Below are 19,139 nucleotides of genomic sequence, written 5' to 3'. Positions count from 1 at the left end.
CTTCAGCTTGAGCTGCGCACACCTGATTGCTCCGGTCTTCAACAGAACTCTCCGCCTCAAGAACGTGTGCCGCCTTGACATCTTTTTATGGCTAGAGCGCTGCACTCCCGTCCATAGATTTCGTGGCTGTGATGAGCGCGAGTGCGGCGAGCCCGTGGACGCCAGCATACAGATGGCGCCTCCTGTAGGAGAAATCACTTGCGATTGTTTCTGCAACTCGATGCCGACCTGCTTCATTCCTTGTTGTACCCATAGCCTACGTATCGCACCAAGTTTTCATGCAGTCCATGACCGTGTCGAGAACAGTTGGAGGTGCGTACCAAACCCAAACTAGGAGCAATCAATATGAACAGAAAAATGCTGACGCTCGCTGCGCTGGCAGCCGTGTCCACCGTCGCAAGCGCACAATCCTCGGTGACGCTGTTTGGCGTTGTCGACGCTGCGGTGCGCTCGGTGAAGAACGGCTCTGCCGGATCGCTAACTCAACTCGCTTCTGGCGACAACATGACCAGTCGCTGGGGTCTGCGAGGCGTGGAAGACCTCGGGGGTGGCCTCAAAGCCAGCTTCCACCTCGAATCACAGATTGCCGTGGACACTGGTACAGCGGACCCAGCCAAGTTTTTCGGCCGTCGTTCGACGGTGAGCCTGAGCGGCGGCTTCGGTGAAGTCCGACTCGGTCGCGACTACACCCCCACTTTCATCAACGGTCTGGGCGACGAGTTTGGAATCGTGGGTATTGGCTCACGCGGCATCTTCCTCTATGGAGCAGGCTCGAACCTGGGCAGCGTGGCCAGCACGGTTCTCCGCGCGGACAATGCAATCAGTTACCTGCTGCCCGCCATGGGTGGCGTGTATGGCCAGATTCAGGTCGCCCCAAGCGAAGGAATTCTGGGTAACCGCTATACGGGTGGTGGTCTCGGCTACAAGAACTCGGCGATGGACGTTGGTGTGGCATACGGCGTCACAGATGTTGGAACGCCTTCTGACTTCAAACACTACAACGTCAAGTTCAACTACATGTTTGGCTTTGCGACGTTGCACACGCTGTATGACGTGAAGACCTGGGGTGATCGCAAGACGCAGGACATCTCCATCGGCGCCAGCGTTCCTGTTGCCACCGGCACTATCCGCGTTGGCTACACGCGCGCCAATCGTTCTGGTGGTCCAGTGGGTTCTGGCTATGCAGACGGTGACGACAGCAGTCGTCTGGCAATCGGCTACGTGCATGACCTGTCGAAGCGTACGGCACTCTACACCACGTATAGCCGCATCAGCAACGACGGCGCTGCCCGTAGTTCTGTCCTCGGAACGCCTCCTGCCGGCATGCTGGGAGGTGAAAACTCCTCCGGCTTCGAAGTGGGTCTGCGCCACACCTTCTAAGAAGATACCCCGGTTCTCGGGGTGACCTCGGTTTCTTCTCGCACGCGGATTGGTCGGTATGGCACGTCTGCGTGCTTTTTCGTGTGCGCGTAGCGATGAGCTAGCTTTTCTCCTGAGCAACATGACGGATTTGTCATTCTTCAATCTCAATCTTGTAGGAGCCTCATTTTTAAAGTTGATGTCGGTTCTTGAGGGCAACCCTGCCCAGCTCAAGGGTCAGTTCCATTCATTATTGAGGTTCCAAATGAAAGCACGTTCAACACTCCGTATCGCAGCAATCGCAGTCGCATTCACCAGCACTCTGGGTGCAGTGTCTGCAGCTGAAACGTTCCGCAATGGTCAGTCGGTCCAAGGCCAGTCGGCCAGCACGGATGCTGGCTCGAGAATCGTGGACGTTGAAGCAACCAAGTACGCCAACGTCAAGTATGGGGAAACGGTCTCTTTTGTGGGCTCAGGCGGCAAGAAATTTTCGTGGACCTTCAACGGTCTGGATGGTCGCTCCTGGGATCTTGCCCAGTTCGCTCCTGCCGGCTTCACGAGCAAAGACTATCGTGCTTACGTGACCAAGAGTCCGATGTATCGCCGTTGATTGGGGGCAATCAGTGCCTGGCTGGTGGGCCAATAGCTCCGGCTCATGTTCGCACCACAGTGAGATGGGGTGGCGGTGAAGGTTGCATGAGCGACCAATCACCGCCTTCCACAGGCTCCGCTCTGGACTTGGACCCTAGCAGGCGATTTATCGCCCAAAAGCGCATCGCCTTGCGGGTCCGGGCCCGACTCCCTGTCGAAAGGACGCCGTTTAACCCCGGAGTGCAACAGCCCTCTGTCAGCCGAATTACATGTTCGTCACATTCCAGATTGAAGAACTTCACGTGCCAAACTGCCGGCCCTTGGAGACGGTCGCCGTATGAAAATTCTTATCGTGGAAGACGAAGCCCATACGGGCGAGTACCTCAAGCAAGGTCTGAGAGAGGCGGGGTACTACACCGAGCTGATGCGGGATGGTGTCGACGGATTGCACGAGGCTACGGAGGGCGACTACGACCTGGTGCTGCTGGATGTGAATTTGCCTGGAATTGACGGATGGTCGGTGCTTCGCTCATTGCGGAGAAAGAAGCCTCATCTGCCGGTTCTATACCTTACGGCAAGGGACAGTATTGAAGACCGCGTCAAAGGCCTTGAGTTGGGAGCAGATGACTACCTTATCAAGCCGTTCTCGTTCTCCGAGCTTCTGGCACGCATAAAGACGGTGCTGCGCAGAGGTACCCAGTCGCAGGAGTCAACAACGCTCCAAGTGGCCGATCTTCAGCTTGACCTCGTGAGAAGACGGGCCAGCAGGGCGGGTCGTCGCCTGGACCTGACAGCGAAAGAGTTCGGACTACTCGAGCTGTTCATGCGGCGTCGAGGAGAAGTTCTCCCACGCACCTTGATAGCCTCGCTGATGTGGGACATCAATTTTGACAGTGAGAGCAATGTGATTGTTGTCGCAGTGGGGCGGCTCCGGTCAAAAATTGATGACGCGTTCGACGCCAAGCTGCTTAGAACAGTGCGTGGCATGGGCTACGTGCTTGACGAACCCGAGCCCTGAAAGTGTTTGAGAACTATGTCGTTGACCGCTCGATTGACGATTCTGTTCGCCTGCGTGCTGGCGGTTGTCTTAGCCGGGTTCTCATGGCTGGTCTTTCGGGAGACAAGCAGCCGATTTCACGAGTTGGACGAACTGCTCCTGCAGGGCAAAGTCCAGCTCGTAACTGAAGCGGCGCGAAACAGCCGGACGGAAGATGAGCTGAGGAGTTGGCTTGCGACAAGCATGCCCGGGCATGCTGGCCTCTACATCAAAGTGCTCAGCGACTCGGGGGACTTGTTTGAGCATCGAGATTTGCAGTTGCCAACCGGCCTGGCAGAAGAGCTTTCGGGCTCTGGGGAGACCAAAGACTGGCGAAGGACAGTCCACAGCTTTCATGCCAAACGCTTCGAGGTCAGTCTTGGTGGGAACGTCTCAAAGAAGCTCTCCGTGATTGCCGCAGTAGACACGCGCCAGCACACAGACTTTCTTGACGCGTTGTCCATGAAGACTCTGGGGTATGTGTGCTTCGCGGTAATAGTGGGCACCATGCTCGGCTGGCTAGCAAGCCGAGGCGGCCTACAGCCGCTTATTACGATGAGAGCAAGAGCCGAGCAAATAAACGCCAATAGGCTATCGGAGCGCATATCGGCACGGAGCTGGCCAAAGGAGATGCGCGAACTTGCTAACTCACTGAATGGCTTGCTGGATCGCCTCCAAAGCGACTTTGACCGCCTGAGCGCGTTCTCGGCAAATCTGGCGCATGAAATGCGAACGCCAGTCAGCAACCTTCTGACCGTCGCCCAAGTCACACTGGCTCAATCACGCACTAGTGACGAGTATCGAAGCACGATTGAGACGATATCGGAAGAACTGCAAGACCAAGCGCGAACCATCTCTGACATGCTCTTCCTGGCGCGAACGGAGAACATGCACGCTCTGCCATCGGTCCAACTCGTCGAGCTCGACGTAGAGTCTCAATCGTTGGTTGATTTCTATGACGTCACTGCAAGCGAAAAGGCGCTGAACTTTGCAGTCAGGGGCTCTGCTCGAGTGCAAGGTGACCGCCTGATGATTCGTCGAGCAATCAGCAATCTTCTGTCAAATGCTGTGAAGTATGCGCAGCCCGCATCCACCATCGATATCAGCATCAACACAGCTGAAGGTAAGGCCAGTCTGGCGATTACCAACAGAGGAGAGGAGATTCCTGTTGCCTCTCAAGCATCGCTGTTTGACCGCTTTGTACGACTCTCTTCGCCGAGCGTAAAAGATGCTGGAGGTCTTGGCCTAGGCCTTGCTATCACCAAAGCCATCATGAGAGCCCACCACGGTCAAGTCAAGCTGAAGTCCCTAGCAGGGGCCAACACCTTTGTCCTCGAATTTGAGAAGGTGGTGGTGTCCCCGTCGCACTAGGTGAACTCGATTCAGTTGTTGCTGTGGTCTTTGTTCAGGAGATAGTCCATGCGAGCCACTTCGTTGCTCGTGACAGGGATTGAGCGACCATCTACGGCCGCCAGAACTTCGCCCTTCTTCAAATACACGGCGGTACCTACCCGGCTCTCCTTGCCCATCTTTCCATCTGGGAAGATGTAGAGACTGCCTCCATCCTTCAGCGGGATGATTTCCTTGGCGGCTTCGACGGCGGCGTGCCCAGCGAAGACAGAGGTGGAGGCAAGAGCAAGAGCCGCGATGGCAAGTTTCGTTTTCATATGTGTTCCTTCTGTGATTGTCCGAACAGCACTATTGCTTCGGAGTACCTGCGTACCCCCCTAAGCTATCCAGTTGGCCGTGACGAGAGCGCTGCCTGAGCATTACTTTTTTGTCAGGACAGGGCGTTCAGTTGGCAATCGCGGTTCGCAAAGTTTGTCGTACCCCTTGCGCCCAGCTGGGTCCCTGTCGCAGTGAGGTGAGAGTCGACGTAGGGACTTGTGCGAAAAACATGGACTCATCGACGCCGCTGCGGTCAAGTCGATATCGAAGCTTCTGCGAACGCTGTCTTTGCTCGGCATTGGACAGCACAGGGCCCTCACCTGCGAGCCGGAAGAACTCGGCGGACTCTCGTAAGCTGTCGACAAACTGACCCTTTAGCGCCGGTATGGCGCGGCCAAACCTTGTTCGCTGGTTGCGGTCTGCAGCTCCGCTTGAAACAACAAGGCCCCAAGACCGCACGCCGGACACAACGTCTACGCACGTTGCTTCAGCCTTGGTCAATCCGAAATGCCTCGAGACGCGCAAACGATGTGCGACCCAAGGGTCGATTTTCTCCAGTTCCTCAATGACATGTAGAGCGTCGTCGTCACTTCCTTGCACGGGAAGAACGAACGACTGCAGAAGGCTTTTCGCAATGACGTCATCTTGGGCTGCAGCTTGCGACATCCAGTGAAGCCCCAGCTCCTGCTCTGCAATTCCAGTAGCTGATTTGAGAATCATGGCGCCAAGCTGACGTTGAGCATTGGCGTTGCCACTGGCGGCAGCTTTCTCAAGAAAGAAAAGCGCTGCCTGAGGATTTGCCACGGAGCCATGGCCATCGGAGTGGACTCGGTAGAGCAGCAACCAGGCCTCACTCAAACCTGCATCCGCCGCACGAAGTAGTAGCGCGGTACCTCCTCGAAGATTTCGCCTGGGCACAAGACTTTCAGAGGACGCAAATGCGGTGTCTATGCCGCAAAATGCGCGACCCAAAAGCAGCGCTGCTTCGGCGTTCCTTCGGCCCACGCAGTCCTCCAGGATGGAATGAAGCGTCGTACTGTCAAGTTCGGGAAGAGACACCTGAACGCTTTGCAGGAAGACAAGGGCGCCGCAAACGGCATCGCACAGCTCTGAGCCTCGCTCCGAAGGCAGCGCAATTGCGAACTTGAGCAGTCGAATGACGAGTGCAGAGTTTGCAGATTGTGTGGCCTCGGAGAGCGCGTGCGCTACAGTGCCTTCGGCAGCCACGTCGGGCTCCTCGACAAGAGTTTTCAATGCCGACAAGAGACGGCTTTCCTCGGAGTTCTTGTAAGCAATTAGAGCGTTTGAGGCTGTCGCACTACCCAAGGTTTCGGCTCTCTCCCATAGCTCAAGAGCAAGCTCATCGTCCAGTTGCGTCAAACCACGCCATACCCCCAGCTTGAGGCAAGCGGCTGACGAACCAGCATTTGCTGCGCAAACCAGTACTGGGACCAGGTCGCGCCGGACGAGGTCGCTCAACGAAAGGCTTTCCGCAATGATTCTGGCGGAGCGCTCCGAAGTGGCAAGTGCTGGGTGGGATAGGTATTTAAGACCTAGGTCGGTGTACTGTGGAAAGCCCTGTATACCCTGCAAGTAGCGTTGCCCAACCTCGCATAGCGCATCCAAGTCGCCTTGTCTCGCAAGGGCCAGCAGTTGAACGTCTTGACGTCGCATGTTCTCCAGAACTTCGATAGAAACCTGTCGGGGAATCTATCGAGTTGCTGGTTTCCACGAGCTTTCGCTCTGATGACGATGTCGTCACAAAATTGTTATTTTCATGAACGGGAGTTCCCGTACGTAGTGACGGAAAAACACAACGCCAGAAGGATGGTCTGGCTTGGTGCGTACGACGAGAGCAACGAATTTCGCCTGTTTTAAGGTAAATCACTAGCGAATTTTCCAGAACTAGATGCGGGGGGAGCGTTGACGCGTAGACGTGAACATAGTCACGGGTACGCACCGTCGTCATGTGCTTGGTCAGACAGCCATCATGTTTGGTTGTTCGTCTTCAGTGACATTTTGGCCAACATACGAGGTGCGATTCGTCCCCCCAAACTAGTCTCTGAATAGAGCTATCAGCGTAAAGGAAATCTCATGAACAAGACGAATCGTTCGGCACTGGCTGTGCTCGCCCTCCTCGGGACCACTGCCGCCTTTGCCCAAAGCAGCGTGACGCTGTACGGCCGTGTGAACACCACGGTGGAACGCCAAGATGTGGGTGGCGTGAAGACCACGGTTATGGCCAACAACAACTCGCGCTTTGGTTTCAAGGGCGTTGAGGATCTCGGTGGCGGTCTGACTGCTGGCTTCCAGCTGGAAAGCGGTTTCCAGTCGGACACCGGCGTTGGCAGTGGTGCGCTCTTCGGTCGCCACAGCGAAGTGAACCTGTCGGGCGGATTTGGTACCGTTCGCTTGGGCAACTTCTTCCCTGCCTCGTACTTCGCGTCTGCCGACTATGTCAGCATGCACAACCACGACACGGGGTCCTCGTCTGACGCCCTGTACTACGACCCGGTGTGGTTCGGCGGTCCAGGCACCGGCAACAAGATTGCCTACCGTACCCCCAGCATCGGCGGGTTCACTGCGGAAGGTTCTGTTGTGCTGCATGAGCAAGCACCCGGTACCGGTGGCAAGAACGGCTATGACTTTGCTGCCAACTACGCCATGGGCGCACTGGACCTTGGCGCAGGCTACAGTGCCATTGACAGCAACAAGCAGTTCTCCTTGCGCGCTTTGTATTCCTTTGGCCAATTTACCGTTGGTGGCTACTATCAGCGCAACAAGGACGCAAACCAGCTGCTAGCTTCGGGAGCCGGAACGCGCAACAATCTGCGTCTGGCTGCTGCCTACAGCGTTGGTGCCTCTGAGTTTCACGTGAACGTGGGTCGCGCAGGCGAATACGAGAACATCGCCGACAGCGACGCTACGCAATACACACTGGGCTACAACTACAACCTGAGCAAGCGCACGAAGGTCTACGGTTACTACACCCGCGTGAACAACAGCACCAACGCGACCTATATGACTGGCACCGCTGGTGCTGATTTCAGCTCCGTTGCAGTGGGTATTCGCCACAACTTCTAAGCTGCTCCTGCTTTCGGCAGCCTCGCTGTCCGAGAGTTAGCATTCGAAGAAAGAGGCCTCGCGTTCCTTCAAGGGATGCGAGGCCTTGTGTCTTTTGGCCTCACAGCCACACGTTGCGTGAGGGATTCCATAAGTGAATAGCATCGCCTTCCTGGACGGTAGCGCGAAGTCCCAAGGGCGTTTCCCAACAAGGCCTGACCATTTCAGGTTGGGGCGCCGCTCGAAGTGCGGCATTTAAAGTCGCACCAGCAGGCGCGCGCCATCCACGACCACCATTTTGGGGATTCGAGGCACATGAAGTTGTTGGTGATTGAGGATGAAGTGAAACTGGCGGAGTACCTTCGGAAGGGTCTCCAGGAAGCTGGTTTCGTCGTGGACCTTGCGCACAATGGCATCGATGGCTTGCATCTCGCAATGGAGTCCGACTACGACCTTATCGTGCTAGACGGCATGCTTCCCGGCATTGACGGGCTTGGCTTGTTGGCCGCCTTGCGTCAAAGCAAGCGCACGAGGGTCTTGATGCTGACTGCGAGAATAAAGGTAGAAGACCGAGTGCGCGGCCTGAACACAGGTGCAGATGACTACATGGTCAAGCCGTTTGCATTTTCCGAACTCGTTGCCCGGGTTCAGGCGTTGCTGAGAAGAGATCAGACGGGAGCAGGAGCTGAGCAGCCCACGGTCCTTAGTGTGGCTGACCTAGAGGTTGACCTGGTCGGTCGCAAGGTGTCTCGCCGAGGGCAAAAGATTCTCCTAACATCGCAAGAGTTCAGCCTTCTTTCCTTGCTCCTGCGACGACAGGGCCAAGTACTTTCGAGAACCGAAATTGCCTCGCAAGTGTGGGACATGAACTTCGACAGCAACACAAATGTGGTGGACGCTGCGGTCCGACGCTTGCGCACCAAAGTGGATGTGCCGTTTGACCGCCCGTTGATTCACACGGTTCGCGGCGTTGGCTACATCCTGGAACCCCGACAAGAATGAATCGGAATAGCGCAAATTCGCTAGGACGACGGCTGTCGGCCTGGCTTGCGTGGCAAAGCTTGGGTGGGCTGCTAATCGTGTGTGCAACGGTGTACGGAGCCACACACTACGCGTTCAAGGCGCGGCAGCTTGATGAGTTGGACCAGAAGCGGGCGCTGCTGACATATCTTGCCTCCGAGGCCGCGCGCAACGGCAATGAAGTCAAGCTCAAGCATGAGCTCGACGATTTCATGGTTGGCCATCCCCAACTCGGGCTTTCTGTCGCACAGACAGATGGAGCAATTTTTCACCAAAAACTGCTGCCACCGTCGAGGCATGAGCGACGAACGATTCAGTTCAACCTCGACTCCCCGACACCTGGTCAGCAAATGCTTCGCACGGAGTTGTCGCTGGATGTAGGTGGCGATACGCTGGTGTTGCGACGCATCGCCTGGATTCTCTTTGGGGCAGCAGTGGGAGGCGTACTGCTGATTTCCTTCGGCGGATTTCTCCTGGTGTGGCTTGTATTGCGGCCTTTGCGCGAGCTCTCGGCACAGGTGAAAGTGCTCACAGCAGGGACGCTGCACATCCGACTGGATGGTTCGCGACAGCCCGACGAGCTCGCTCCGTTGATTGCGCAATTCAACGATTTGTTGGCCCGACTCGACCAGTCTTATGAACAAATGGAGGGCTTCAACGCTGACGTCGCCCACGAGTTGTTGACGCCGCTGACTACATTGATGAGCGGTGCTGAACTGGCGATGAACTCATCCAAGAGCCTGGAAGAGATACGTGAGTTGCTCGGTTCGAATCTGGAGGATCTGCAGCGCATCGCTGGAATAGTGCACGACATGCTGTTTCTCTCGCAAGCAGATAGGGGGGCGGCTGCGCGTCGCACATCAACTCCCAGCCTCGCAGCAGTCGTACGGCGCGTTGCCGAGTACCACGAAGCTACCCTCGATGATGCTGGACTATCCCTTGAGGTGAAGGGGGACGTTGATGGCGAGTTCGACCTGCAGCTGTTGCAGCGCGCGTTCTCTAACCTGGTGGGCAATGCCACTCGCTACGCCACAAAGGGCTCGAGCATAGTAGTGAGGATTGAACCCGATGCTTTTGAGCAGGTGACGGTTCTTGTCGAAAATCGCGGGGCCCCGGTTGACACCCAGACCCTCTCTAGGATGTTTGACCGGTTCTTTCGAGCCGATGCATCACGCAGCGGAGCTAGCAAGAATCACGGCCTCGGTCTCTCAATTGTTGCGGCCATTGCGCGTATGCATGGCGGCACGACCATGGCTGCATCGAGCCACGGAGTCACCAGCGTGGGCATCCGTCTGAAGCGGTTCGCTAAGTAGGTCGACAACCGATTTTCCACATCGGTGTGGGCAATCTCACGAGCGAGTTTGCCCGGCAACCTGTACTGCGCACTCGCGTTTCAGCCTAGCTTTCAAATATGACTGATTTGTCATTTTGATGACTTCATGTTGTTGAGGACCAACTCATACAGTGCTTCTCAGTGCCGAAACGGCAGCTGTTGCCTCACACGAGAGGCTTTCCAAATCACCTATGAGGTCCTACATGTCCAAAATCCATACCTTCCGACAAGCCGCCTTCGCAGTCTCAATTGCAGCCACCCTGGCCAGCGCCTCCGCTGCAGGCGTTTCCAGCAAGGAGCAGGCGCTGATTGGCCAACCCGCTCCTGCCACGGCATCGGCACGTGTCATCGACCTGAGTGCGTCCAGCTACGCGAACGTTTCCTACGGTGAGACAGTCGTCTTTCGCGGCAATGGAGGCAACCAGTTCACATGGACGTTCAACGGTGTTGGTGGGCGTTCCTGGGACCTTGCCAAGATTGCCCCAGCCGGCTTCTCCGACAAGCAGTTCCGAGTGTTCGTGAGTCGTAATCCGCTGTATCGCAGCTGAGCCTTCATCGCTCGTAGTGGGCGAATCCGCGCTGCCGGGACGGGGATTGCCACGACAGGCTCCTGGAGTACACGGGCTACTCACGTATGGTGTGTGGCCCGTTTTACTTCTTGTCGCCGCCCTTGTATGCCAGGAGGCGCAGTGCGTTAAAGACGACCAAGAGCGTCGAACCCTCATGAACGGCAACGGCTGCTCCAATGCCAAGACCCATGATGGTCGCGGGGACCAAAACCGCCACAATGCCAAGACTCACGAAGACGTTCTGACGAATCACCGAACGCGTGTGACGGCTCAAACCTACGGCGAAAGGAAGGTTTCTCAAGTCGTCGGCCATTAGCGCCACGTCGGCTGTCTCCAGTGCAACATCTGAGCCTGCAGCACCCATGGCGATGCCTACGGTCGCGTTGGCCATAGCGGGCGCGTCATTGACGCCATCGCCCACCATTGCCACTTTCGTTTCCTCGCGAAGCTTGCGAATCGCTTCGACCTTGTCCTCGGGCATTAAGTCACCCCAGGCCTCATCGAGACCTACCTCACTGGCAACTGCTTCTGCCACCTTCTTGTGGTCCCCGGAAATCATAATCATGCGGGTGATGCCGAGCTCTCGAAGCTGCTTCAGTGCATCACGTGCGCCTTCGCGTGGGGTATCGAGAAGTCCGATGGCGCCGAGATCTCGCTCACCCTTGCGCACAACCATGGAGGTGCGGCCTGCTTCACGCAGACTTTCAATGGCTGACGCGGCCGAAGCACCCAGGGGGGCGATGCCATCGCTTCCAAAGAGTTCTGCCTTGCCAATCCAGACGGTCTCCCCGTCCACAGTGGCAGTCACCCCGCGTCCAATCAAGTTTTCGAGATTGCTTGCGGTTGGGATGGGTTGCTGCCCCAAGCGTTCACGACCATCCTTCGCTATCGCAGCAGCAAGCGGGTGGTCGCTCAAGGACTCGACTGCAACCGCTACAGCGAGCAGTTCCGTTTCGGTGACACCTTCCGCTGTCACCACGTCGGTGATTCGCGGTCGGCCTTCCGTCAGTGTGCCGGTCTTGTCAAATGCCATTGCGTTGAGGGAGCCGAGCTCTTCAAGAGGAGCGCCACCCTTTATCAGAACGCCGCCTCGTGCTGCGCGAGCAATACCTGAAAGAACAGCGCTGGGCGTCGCAATGGCCAAGGCACATGGGCTGGCAGCCACAAGAACCGCCATGGCGCGATAAAAGCTATCGCGGAACGGCTCGTCCACGACTACCCAAGCGAACAAGAGCAGGAACGCCAGCAACAGAACAGCGGGCACAAAAATGCGTTCGAACTGGTCCGTGAATCGCTGCGTTGGAGACTTGCGCGTCTCTGCTTCGCTGACCATCTTGACCACTCGGGCCAGGGTCGAATCGGTGGAGCGTCGCGTCACCTCAATTTCGATGGCATGTGCCCCGTTGATGGTGCCCGAGAAAACGCGGGAGGCTGCTTCGATGGCATCGGGTCTCGAGCGAGCGAGGGCCGCATCATCAACCGGCCGCTTATCGACAGGCATGCTCTCGCCAGTGACAGGCGCCTGGTTGATGCTTGTTGTGCCAACCAGAATAAATCCATCGGCGGAAAGGCGCTCATTTGGCCTCACCAAAACGACGTCACCGACCACGAGTTCTTCCACCGCAATCTCAGATGTCTGCCCATCGCGGCGAACGGTGGCCGTGTCTGGCGCTAGTTCTGCCAGTGCCTCAATGGCGCGCTTTGCCCGACCCATGGCATAGCTTTCAAGTGCATGGCCCAGGCTGAACAGAAACAGAAGAAGCGCGCCCTCTGCCCATGACCCGAGAGCAGCTGCGCCGGCAGCTGCGACCAACATCAGGGTGTCAATCTCGAATCGCTTGCGTCGAAGGTTATCGATGGCTTCTCGCAACGTATAGAAGCCGCCAAAGAAGTACGCAGCGACGTAACAAGCAAGTGGAAGCCAGGATGGCGCGCCCGTGATTAGCTTCTCCGTGGCGGCTCCCGCACCGAGCAGCGCTCCGCAGATCAGCGCAAAGATCATTTCGCTGTTCGCGCCGAACACGCCACCATGCTGGTGCCCTTCGTGGCCGCCGGAAGCATGTTTGTGGTCACCGTGGTCGTGGCTATGCGCGCTATGGTCTTCCTCCGCCTCGCGCGGATTCGTTCCAAGGCTTGAGAGTTCGGCACGTATTGCTTCTTCCGAAGTCTTCTCGCGGTCGAACTCGATGTGCAGGAGCCCTGAAGCATTGGTGTTAGCTTCAAGAACCCCCTCCATCTTCTGCAGACGGTCGGCCACGGACCCGGCCTTCCTTTGATGGTTAACCCCGTCAAGTTGCCACTGCAGGTGGCCGAAGCGGCTAGAGATTTCTGCGCCTGCTGCTTTCGCAACTTCACGAATGCGCGTTAACGAAAGCTGGTCGGGGTCATAGTGAATGCATAGCTGCGGTGGCTTTTCTGCGGCGCCAGGCCGCACATGCACTTCGTCAACGCCTGGCCGATTGCGAAGCAACTGTTGCAGCCGCTCAACGCAGGCATCTGCTTCGCCAGGAATGCTCGGCAGAAGAACAGGGAGGTCGAGGCGAAGCTTTTCAGACATGACGTGATGGTCGCTCTATACGACTGAGTTGAAGAGAAAAGAGCTGAACTTTGCTCGCAGAAGGTGTGCGAAGAAGCTCGTGAACGCCTGATTCTTGAACGGCTGACACGCGCACCGAAAACATATCGCAAAAGTCATGTTCACGTCACATTCACGTTAGATAATTTTTATCCATGGTGCAGAGCTCGCCAGAGGTGTTTTCGTCCTCGTTTTGTCACATTGCGTCGGTCTAATCATTTGTGTCAGCCCGACTTGGGTTGTCGTTCCACCGAGTCCTTGCGATGTAGGTCGCATCGGAACACGGTCCAACTCAACTGCACAGCAATAGACGACATGAAACACTCTCTCATCGCCCTTTCGATTCTCGCGACCACAGCAGGGGCGTCTGCGCAAAGCAGCACCACTCTCTTCGGTGTTGTCGACGCATCTGTGACACGACTGTCCAGCGACAGCGCGAGCGTCACGGGACTCTCCAGTGGTGAACAATCTAGCAGCCGTCTGGGTTTTCGTGGACTGGAAGACCTCGGCGGAGGTCTCAAGGCCAGCTTCTGGCTTGAAGGCAGCGTTGCCGTTGACAACGGCGGTACAACATTTCGCTTTGACCGTCGTTCCACTGTTGGCTTGATTGGCGGGTTTGGCGAGGTTCGACTTGGCCGGGACAAGCTCGCGTCCTATCTGAACGTAGAGACCTTTGACCCGTTCGGCGACATTGGAGTGGCTGGAAACGGCGCTAACAACATGCTCGGCAACGCAACGGTCGCCGCTGGCACGCAAGAGGGTAGCCACTCCAAGCGCGCAAGCAATATCGTCTCGTATCTGACGCCTAAGATGGGTGGCTTCCACGGCCAGGTGCAATACGGCTTCGGCGAGCGAGCCAGCAGCGAGCCGAACAACAGCCGAGGCAATTTCGTCTCCGCACGCGTGGGATATCAATCGAACCCGCTCGACATCGCGTTGGGCTATGCACAGTTGAAGGGTGGCACTGCTATCCAGGAAGTGACCTACAAAGCGGTCAACTTGGGCGCTTCGTACGACCTCGGATTCGTGAAGCCGATGGTGCTGATTGCGACCGAACGTGGCGCCGGGCGCGGTGTCAACGCGTATACCTTGGGCGCGTCGGCCCCCGTCGGACAGGCGGGTGAGTTCCGTGTCGGCTATACACGCTTCAGCACCCGCAACCAGGTCGAGGCCGATTCCTCGAAGTTGGGTCTCGGCTACATCCACAAGCTGTCCAAGCGCACTGTGGTCTACGGCCTGCTCGCACGAGTGAGCAACGACAGCAACGCGAATCGCGGCTTCGCAGTCTCCTCGTCTTCCCTGGCGTCTCCGCGCATCGCCGCCGGCGACAGCGCAACCGGATACTCCATCGGCGTGCGTCACTCGTTCTGACAAAAAGAGCCGCAGCACGGATGTGGTGTCTGTGCTGCGGCGTATAAAGTGCTCCCCGTGGAATTGGCCCAAGAGCTTTGCGGTTCTTGGGCCTTTTTTCGTTGGGGATTCCGTGAAGGTTTGGTTGCGGCCTACTAACGCGCAATCAACTCCTGAAAGTTACATCTTCTTCGTGAACATCATGACCAGCGTGTTTGCGTTCACAGATTTTCCATCTGCCTTTCCGAGGAATGAGTTCTTCTTGGTTGCACCGACCATGGCGCCTGACACTGAGAAACCATCGCCAAGGTCATAGACAGCGCCAACGCTGTAGTCGACATAGTTGGGCAGGGTAATGTCGCTGCTGTACGAGGTGTAGCCCAGCGATGCCTTCAAGGTCCACTTGGGATGGATCTCTTGAGCGTAGGCCACGTTCAGATACCCAGTGCCTTTGCCTTTCAAACCCGACCCGAGCGCGGAGCCCGCAGCGTTGAAGTAGTCGTCAGATACGGTGTGGTAGTACTTGGCGCTCAGAGGACCCCAACCCACACCGAGGTACAGCTCAGTTGTGTTTACAGCGCTGGCGCCCGTGTAGTGATAGCGCAGAACACCGGCGTCCCAGCTGAGCTCGCCGGTTGCAAAGATGTAGCCAGCGTAGAGATCGCTTTCCAGATTTGCGGTCGGGCCCGTAGCACTCGTCTGGAAGTTGACGGTCGAGTTCCAGTTTCCAGCATAGAAGCCACTTGCGTGGGAGTAGTCGAAACCGCCTTGCAGCGCAGGCCGCAGCTGTCCTTCTCGCACATCCTGGTCTTGGCCGCGAGTCTTGTAGTTGGTGACGAGACTGACGTTCGCGCTCAGTTGGGCGCTGGCGAGCATGGGAAGCGCTGCCAATGTGAGGACGGCCAGGGTCTTGGGGGAGATGATTGTTTTCATGAGTGAGCTTTCAAGTGGTGATGAACAGATAAAAGCCGAGTCGGAGCTTTTGACCCCCACCCTCAATTGCAGGCAATGAGGGCACGGGACTCGACGTAGACAGCTTGCTATGGCATAGCGTTTCACCAAGAGAAAACTTCGTGGCATTCATTGAAACCCTAGTGAATTTGGCGCTTCAAGCGCAATTCAGCAACTTGAAAGCAACTGCCCTCGTGCAACTCCCCATTGCATGTTTGGCTGCTTCTCAGTTCAACCCGGGCGCCCACTGCTGGCACGAACCGATTCCTCCGGTCAGAGCTAGGCTGAACGCGACTTTGCTCTTCCGACACATAAGCAAAAAGTGACGCATTTGTCATCGCTCGGATGTCGGTTTGTGTCGGTGCGCTCTCTAAATTAAGTCCAACAGATGACGGCTCCCGCTGGCAACCGCGTAGCGATCCGACGGACCGCCAAGTCTGCAGACGTTCACTCGGCCCATGTCCACTGTGATGCCAGGTCGATGGCTTTGTTCTCGAATGCGGTTAGAGGCCGCGCCCTCATTCCCAGGACAACTATCCGTGGAGTTTCTTTCCCAGGAGCGTCAAGCCGAAGTCAAAGCCATCGCCGAAAGGCAGCAGAAGACTTACCGCCAGATGCTTTCGGCAAACAAAAACAAGACGTTCGCCATCCATGCGATTCACAACCTGCATCGACAGATAGACGAACTAGTGACAAGGGTCCAGGCACGACCTGATGTGCGCTTCGACTGCAAACCGGGGTGCTCGCATTGCTGCAACTTCCGCATTGAGGTCTTCCCGCCCGAGGTGTTTGTTCTGGCTCGAAGGCTGCGGGCGCTGCCAGGCGACCAACTAAACCTTGTGATTGAACGGCTTCGTCTTCATGTTCAAAGGTCACAAGGAGTCCCTAGAGCGCAGCACTGGATGAACTGCCCATTGCTGAATGACGACCGTTGCTCCGTCTACGAAGACAGACCGTCGACTTGCAGGAAGTACCTGTCCTTAGATGTTGAGGAGTGCAAGCGACCAGGAGTCAGCGCGCTAGAGGACGGCGAGTTGGCGCTGAAGTCATTGGCGCTCGTCAGTGGCGTTCGAGAGGCCTATTCAAAGGCCAAGAGTCCCCTCTCCATCCACGAGCTGAGCGAGGCGCTACTCATGGCGCTTACCGACCCAACCTGCGAGGAACGTTGGTTCAAGGGTGAGGTTGTCTTTCCGCTAATGGCTGCGGACGACTGAATTCATGACGCCAGTCTTCTTATGTAGAGGGGAGCTGTGAGCGCAGTTGGGCGTAACGAACCATGTCCATGCTACAGCGGGAAGAAGTACAAGCATTGCTGCATGACGCGTAGTTCGACCCCGTTGGCGGCGGGTGAAGCGACCAGCCCAGTCGATGCACTTAACGTGGCATGGAGCTTCTTCGAGTCGGGCCAAGCAACCGAGGCGGCGAATCTGTGTCGAACAGTTCTTCGTTCAGATGCGACGCAGCCGGATGCGCTGTACTTGCTGGGCGTCTTGGCTTGTGAAAGCGGAAATTGCTGGGATGCTCTGGATCTCTTCCGGAAAGCTGCACTGGCGCGCCCGCAGTTTCCTGAAGCGCACTACTACCTCGGGCTTATTCATATGAGGCAAGCCCAGCATGAGCAGGCTGTATCGCACTACCGCCAAGCAATCGCCTCTGCGCCTGGATTCGTCGAAGCACATTGCAACCTGGGCGTTGTGCTTAACCGCTTGGGTCAGCCGCTTCAGGCCTTGTCCAGCTACCAGGAGGCACTGGCCATTCGTGAGGCGACAGAAGTGAAGATTGGCCTCGCCGAGTGCTTGCAGCGCCTCCGCGTCTCGCCAGGCGTGAGCCACTTGCGCCCCCTGCTCACGCGCGCAATCGCTGAAGCCTGGCGCCGGCCTGAAGAGCTCGCGCCCGCCGCCATCGCCTTCCTAAAGTGCGAAGCAGGATTCGAAGAAGCATTGGCGAAAGGAGTTGGGCGAGAGAGATTGCTTGCCGACTGGTGCGAAAACAGACTTCTTCTTGCGTTGCTTGAGAACGCGACGATTTGCGATGTCGAGCTCGAGCGCTTGTTGACAGCGGTCCGCGAGATGCTTCTGGATGACGCTCTGAGGTTCGATGTGGAAGATGATGAGCTGCTGAGCTTGCGTTCCGCCCTAGCACAGCAGTGCTTTGTGAACGAATACTCTTGGCTCGTGCACCCAGAAGAAAGCGAGAAGGTCGAAGAGCTACTGAAGCATGCGAGTCTCGCTATCGAATCGGGTCGAGTGCCGTTGCCACAAGTCATGCTCGCGCTTGCTAGCTATCTACCTCTGTGCAATCTGCCATTTGTAGGCGCTCTGAGGGAACATTCCTGGTCTGATTCGCTGCGTTCGGTGATGCGTCAGCAAATTGATGAAGTGAGGCAGGAGTTCAATTGGCGCTCGGTCCTTCCAAAAATGACAGCGATAGACCAAGACTCGTCGAGCAAGGTTCAGCAACAGTACGAAGAGAACCCTTACCCGCGCTGGGTCCGCTCCTCTTTGTTTCCCGCCCCACTCACGTTGGAAGACCGGCTGCGCATGCAGATTCCGCACGCGCGTTTTCAACCAATGAGCAGAATCGGTACTGTCGACGTTCTTATTGCGGGATGCGGAAGCGGTCGTCACTCAACTGAGAGCGCAAGCGCATATAGAGACTCGCGAGTTCTTGCGATTGACTTAAGTGCGAGCAGCCTCGCCTATGCGATGCGCAAGTCTCATGAGCTCGGTCAATGCAACGTCGAGTACGCCCAAGCCGACATTCTGCAGCTATCGTCGCTCAACCGACGCTTCGACCTCATCGAGGCCGTAGGTGTGCTTCATCATTTGTCTGACCCAGCGGCGGGATGGCGAGCACTACTCCAAATGCTACGTCCAGGCGGACTCATGTTGCTCGGCCTGTACAGCGAAGCAGCGCGCGCTCCAGTAGTCGCCGCGCGGCAATTCATTGCTCATCATGGCTATCTCGCTACTGCACAAGGTATTCGAGAATGTCGCGCGGCAATCATGGGGGCAGATTGTCCGGAGGCACTGAGTCACCTCACCGCGTTCGGCGACTTCTACGGCTTGAGTGCATGCCGCGACTTGCTATTCCATACGCAAGAGCACCGCACAAACTTACTCGCTATAGATGCGCTGCTGAATGAGCTGTCGCTCGACCTCGTAGGCATGCATGTTGAGCCAGAGGTACTTCGAAAATTCCAAGCACGGTTTCCTGATGATGACTCTGTTCACGACTTGGGAATGTGGCACCAATTCGAAACAGAAAATCCCCAAACCTTTGTTGGGATGTATCAATTCTGGGTGCAGAAGCGACGCGCATAACTGGGTGGACCATGGGTACTCGGTCAATCCGCCGCGACTGCGGTCGTGTGAGCTTTGCTGCACTCGACATCCAATCTTTGAGTAGCTTGCAAGCCACTAGAGAATCAGCGCATGAGCCAGTTGCCACTGCTCAAAAAGAGCAATAGCTAGCAGCTAGCAAGGCCGTCAGGGGAAGATCGAAGGTCTGCTCACATGCCCCCTGTGATTGCATCTTTGGCAGCAGTCTCATGGCTGCTCCTGAAGAGTCTCACGAGCTCTTCGGTCGCCGGTGCACACCCAATATGACTGATTTGTCATTTAC

At 56.8% G+C, this 19,139-nt stretch carries 15 protein-coding genes and 1 pseudogene; 12 read left to right on the top strand and 4 right to left on the bottom strand.

Going from position 1 to position 19,139, the window contains the following annotated elements; translation table 11 throughout:
* Positions 1–345: 345 nt before the first annotated feature.
* The 4 genes from AC1Q9M_RS16235 (at position 346) to AC1Q9M_RS16220 (ending at position 4,357) form a co-directional block, all read left to right on the top strand.
* The gene (locus tag AC1Q9M_RS16235; RefSeq protein WP_492434612.1) at positions 346–1,380 is read left to right on the top strand and encodes a porin; all 1,035 of its coding nucleotides are present in this window, start codon (positions 346–348) and stop codon (positions 1,378–1,380) included.
* 58 nt (positions 1,381–1,438) lie between these two features.
* A complete protein-coding gene (locus AC1Q9M_RS16230; protein WP_492434611.1) occupies positions 1,439–1,969 on the top strand; it encodes a CzcE family metal-binding protein in 531 nt (176 codons plus the stop codon).
* A gap of 318 nt (positions 1,970–2,287) precedes the next feature.
* Entirely contained in the window at positions 2,288–2,968 is a 681-nt protein-coding gene (locus AC1Q9M_RS16225) for a heavy metal response regulator transcription factor (protein ID WP_444687897.1), read from the top strand.
* A gap of 15 nt (positions 2,969–2,983) precedes the next feature.
* Positions 2,984–4,357, top strand: coding sequence for a heavy metal sensor histidine kinase (locus tag AC1Q9M_RS16220; RefSeq protein WP_492434610.1), 1,374 nt, complete (start codon positions 2,984–2,986; stop codon positions 4,355–4,357).
* Between the two features lie 11 nt (positions 4,358–4,368).
* On the opposite strand, the gene AC1Q9M_RS16215 is transcribed toward AC1Q9M_RS16220, so the two are convergent.
* Together AC1Q9M_RS16215 and AC1Q9M_RS16210 are read right to left on the bottom strand one after the other, a co-directional pair.
* Positions 4,369–4,653 carry a CopK family periplasmic copper-binding protein gene (locus AC1Q9M_RS16215; RefSeq protein ID WP_492434609.1) on the bottom strand — a complete coding sequence of 95 codons (285 nt, stop codon included), beginning with the start codon at positions 4,651–4,653 and terminating at the stop codon, positions 4,369–4,371.
* A gap of 127 nt (positions 4,654–4,780) precedes the next feature.
* Positions 4,781–6,133 carry a tetratricopeptide repeat protein gene (locus AC1Q9M_RS16210; RefSeq protein WP_492434608.1) on the bottom strand — a complete coding sequence of 451 codons (1,353 nt, stop codon included), beginning with the start codon at positions 6,131–6,133 and terminating at the stop codon, positions 4,781–4,783.
* Positions 6,134–6,748: 615 nt separating this feature from the next.
* Here AC1Q9M_RS16210 and AC1Q9M_RS16205 point away from each other — a divergent pair.
* From AC1Q9M_RS16205 to AC1Q9M_RS16190, 4 genes are all read left to right on the top strand, one after another.
* Positions 6,749–7,738 (top strand): porin, encoded by a 990-nt coding sequence (locus AC1Q9M_RS16205; RefSeq protein ID WP_492434607.1) that lies wholly within the window; start codon positions 6,749–6,751, stop codon positions 7,736–7,738.
* Positions 7,739–8,032: 294 nt separating this feature from the next.
* Positions 8,033–8,719 (top strand): heavy metal response regulator transcription factor, encoded by a 687-nt coding sequence (locus AC1Q9M_RS16200; RefSeq protein WP_492434606.1) that lies wholly within the window; start codon positions 8,033–8,035, stop codon positions 8,717–8,719.
* Positions 8,716–10,050, top strand: a complete 1,335-nt coding sequence (locus AC1Q9M_RS16195; RefSeq protein ID WP_492434605.1) for a heavy metal sensor histidine kinase — start codon at positions 8,716–8,718, stop codon at positions 10,048–10,050. Before AC1Q9M_RS16200 ends, AC1Q9M_RS16195 begins: the two co-directional genes overlap by 4 nt.
* Before the next feature lie 223 nt (positions 10,051–10,273).
* Positions 10,274–10,618 (top strand): CzcE family metal-binding protein, encoded by a 345-nt coding sequence (locus AC1Q9M_RS16190; protein WP_159597256.1) that lies wholly within the window; start codon positions 10,274–10,276, stop codon positions 10,616–10,618.
* Between the two features lie 103 nt (positions 10,619–10,721).
* Here AC1Q9M_RS16190 and AC1Q9M_RS16185 read toward each other — a convergent pair whose 3' ends face one another.
* A complete protein-coding gene (locus AC1Q9M_RS16185) occupies positions 10,722–13,196 on the bottom strand; it encodes a heavy metal translocating P-type ATPase (RefSeq protein WP_492434604.1) in 2,475 nt (824 codons plus the stop codon).
* A 333-nt stretch (positions 13,197–13,529) separates the two neighbouring features.
* Here AC1Q9M_RS16185 and AC1Q9M_RS16180 point away from each other — a divergent pair, with 333 nt between their 5' ends.
* Complete coding sequence (locus AC1Q9M_RS16180) at positions 13,530–14,585, top strand: porin (RefSeq protein WP_492434603.1); 1,056 nt, start codon at positions 13,530–13,532, stop codon at positions 14,583–14,585.
* A 159-nt stretch (positions 14,586–14,744) separates the two neighbouring features.
* Here AC1Q9M_RS16180 and AC1Q9M_RS16175 read toward each other — a convergent pair whose 3' ends face one another.
* Complete coding sequence (locus AC1Q9M_RS16175; RefSeq protein WP_382160179.1) at positions 14,745–15,497, bottom strand: TorF family putative porin; 753 nt, start codon at positions 15,495–15,497, stop codon at positions 14,745–14,747.
* Positions 15,498–16,054: 557 nt separating this feature from the next.
* On the opposite strand from AC1Q9M_RS16175, the gene AC1Q9M_RS16170 reads away from it, so the two are divergent.
* The 3 genes and pseudogenes from AC1Q9M_RS16170 to AC1Q9M_RS16160 all read left to right on the top strand — a co-directional run bounded on the left by AC1Q9M_RS16170 (position 16,055) and on the right by AC1Q9M_RS16160 (position 18,838).
* Entirely contained in the window at positions 16,055–16,729 is a 675-nt protein-coding gene (locus tag AC1Q9M_RS16170; RefSeq protein WP_492434602.1) for a YkgJ family cysteine cluster protein, read from the top strand.
* 36 nt (positions 16,730–16,765) lie between these two features.
* Positions 16,766–16,834, top strand: a pseudogene (locus tag AC1Q9M_RS16165) (SEC-C metal-binding domain-containing protein); the annotation flags it as partial.
* A 60-nt stretch (positions 16,835–16,894) separates the two neighbouring features.
* Positions 16,895–18,838, top strand: coding sequence for a methyltransferase domain-containing protein (locus tag AC1Q9M_RS16160; protein ID WP_492434744.1), 1,944 nt, complete (start codon positions 16,895–16,897; stop codon positions 18,836–18,838).
* The last annotated feature ends 301 nt before the right edge of the window (positions 18,839–19,139 follow it).

Source organism: Hydrogenophaga sp. GW823-FHT04C09 (genome assembly GCF_058796355.1).
The sequence above is the reverse complement of the archived record's forward strand: the minus strand, read 5'-3'. Positions and strand labels throughout refer to the sequence as shown.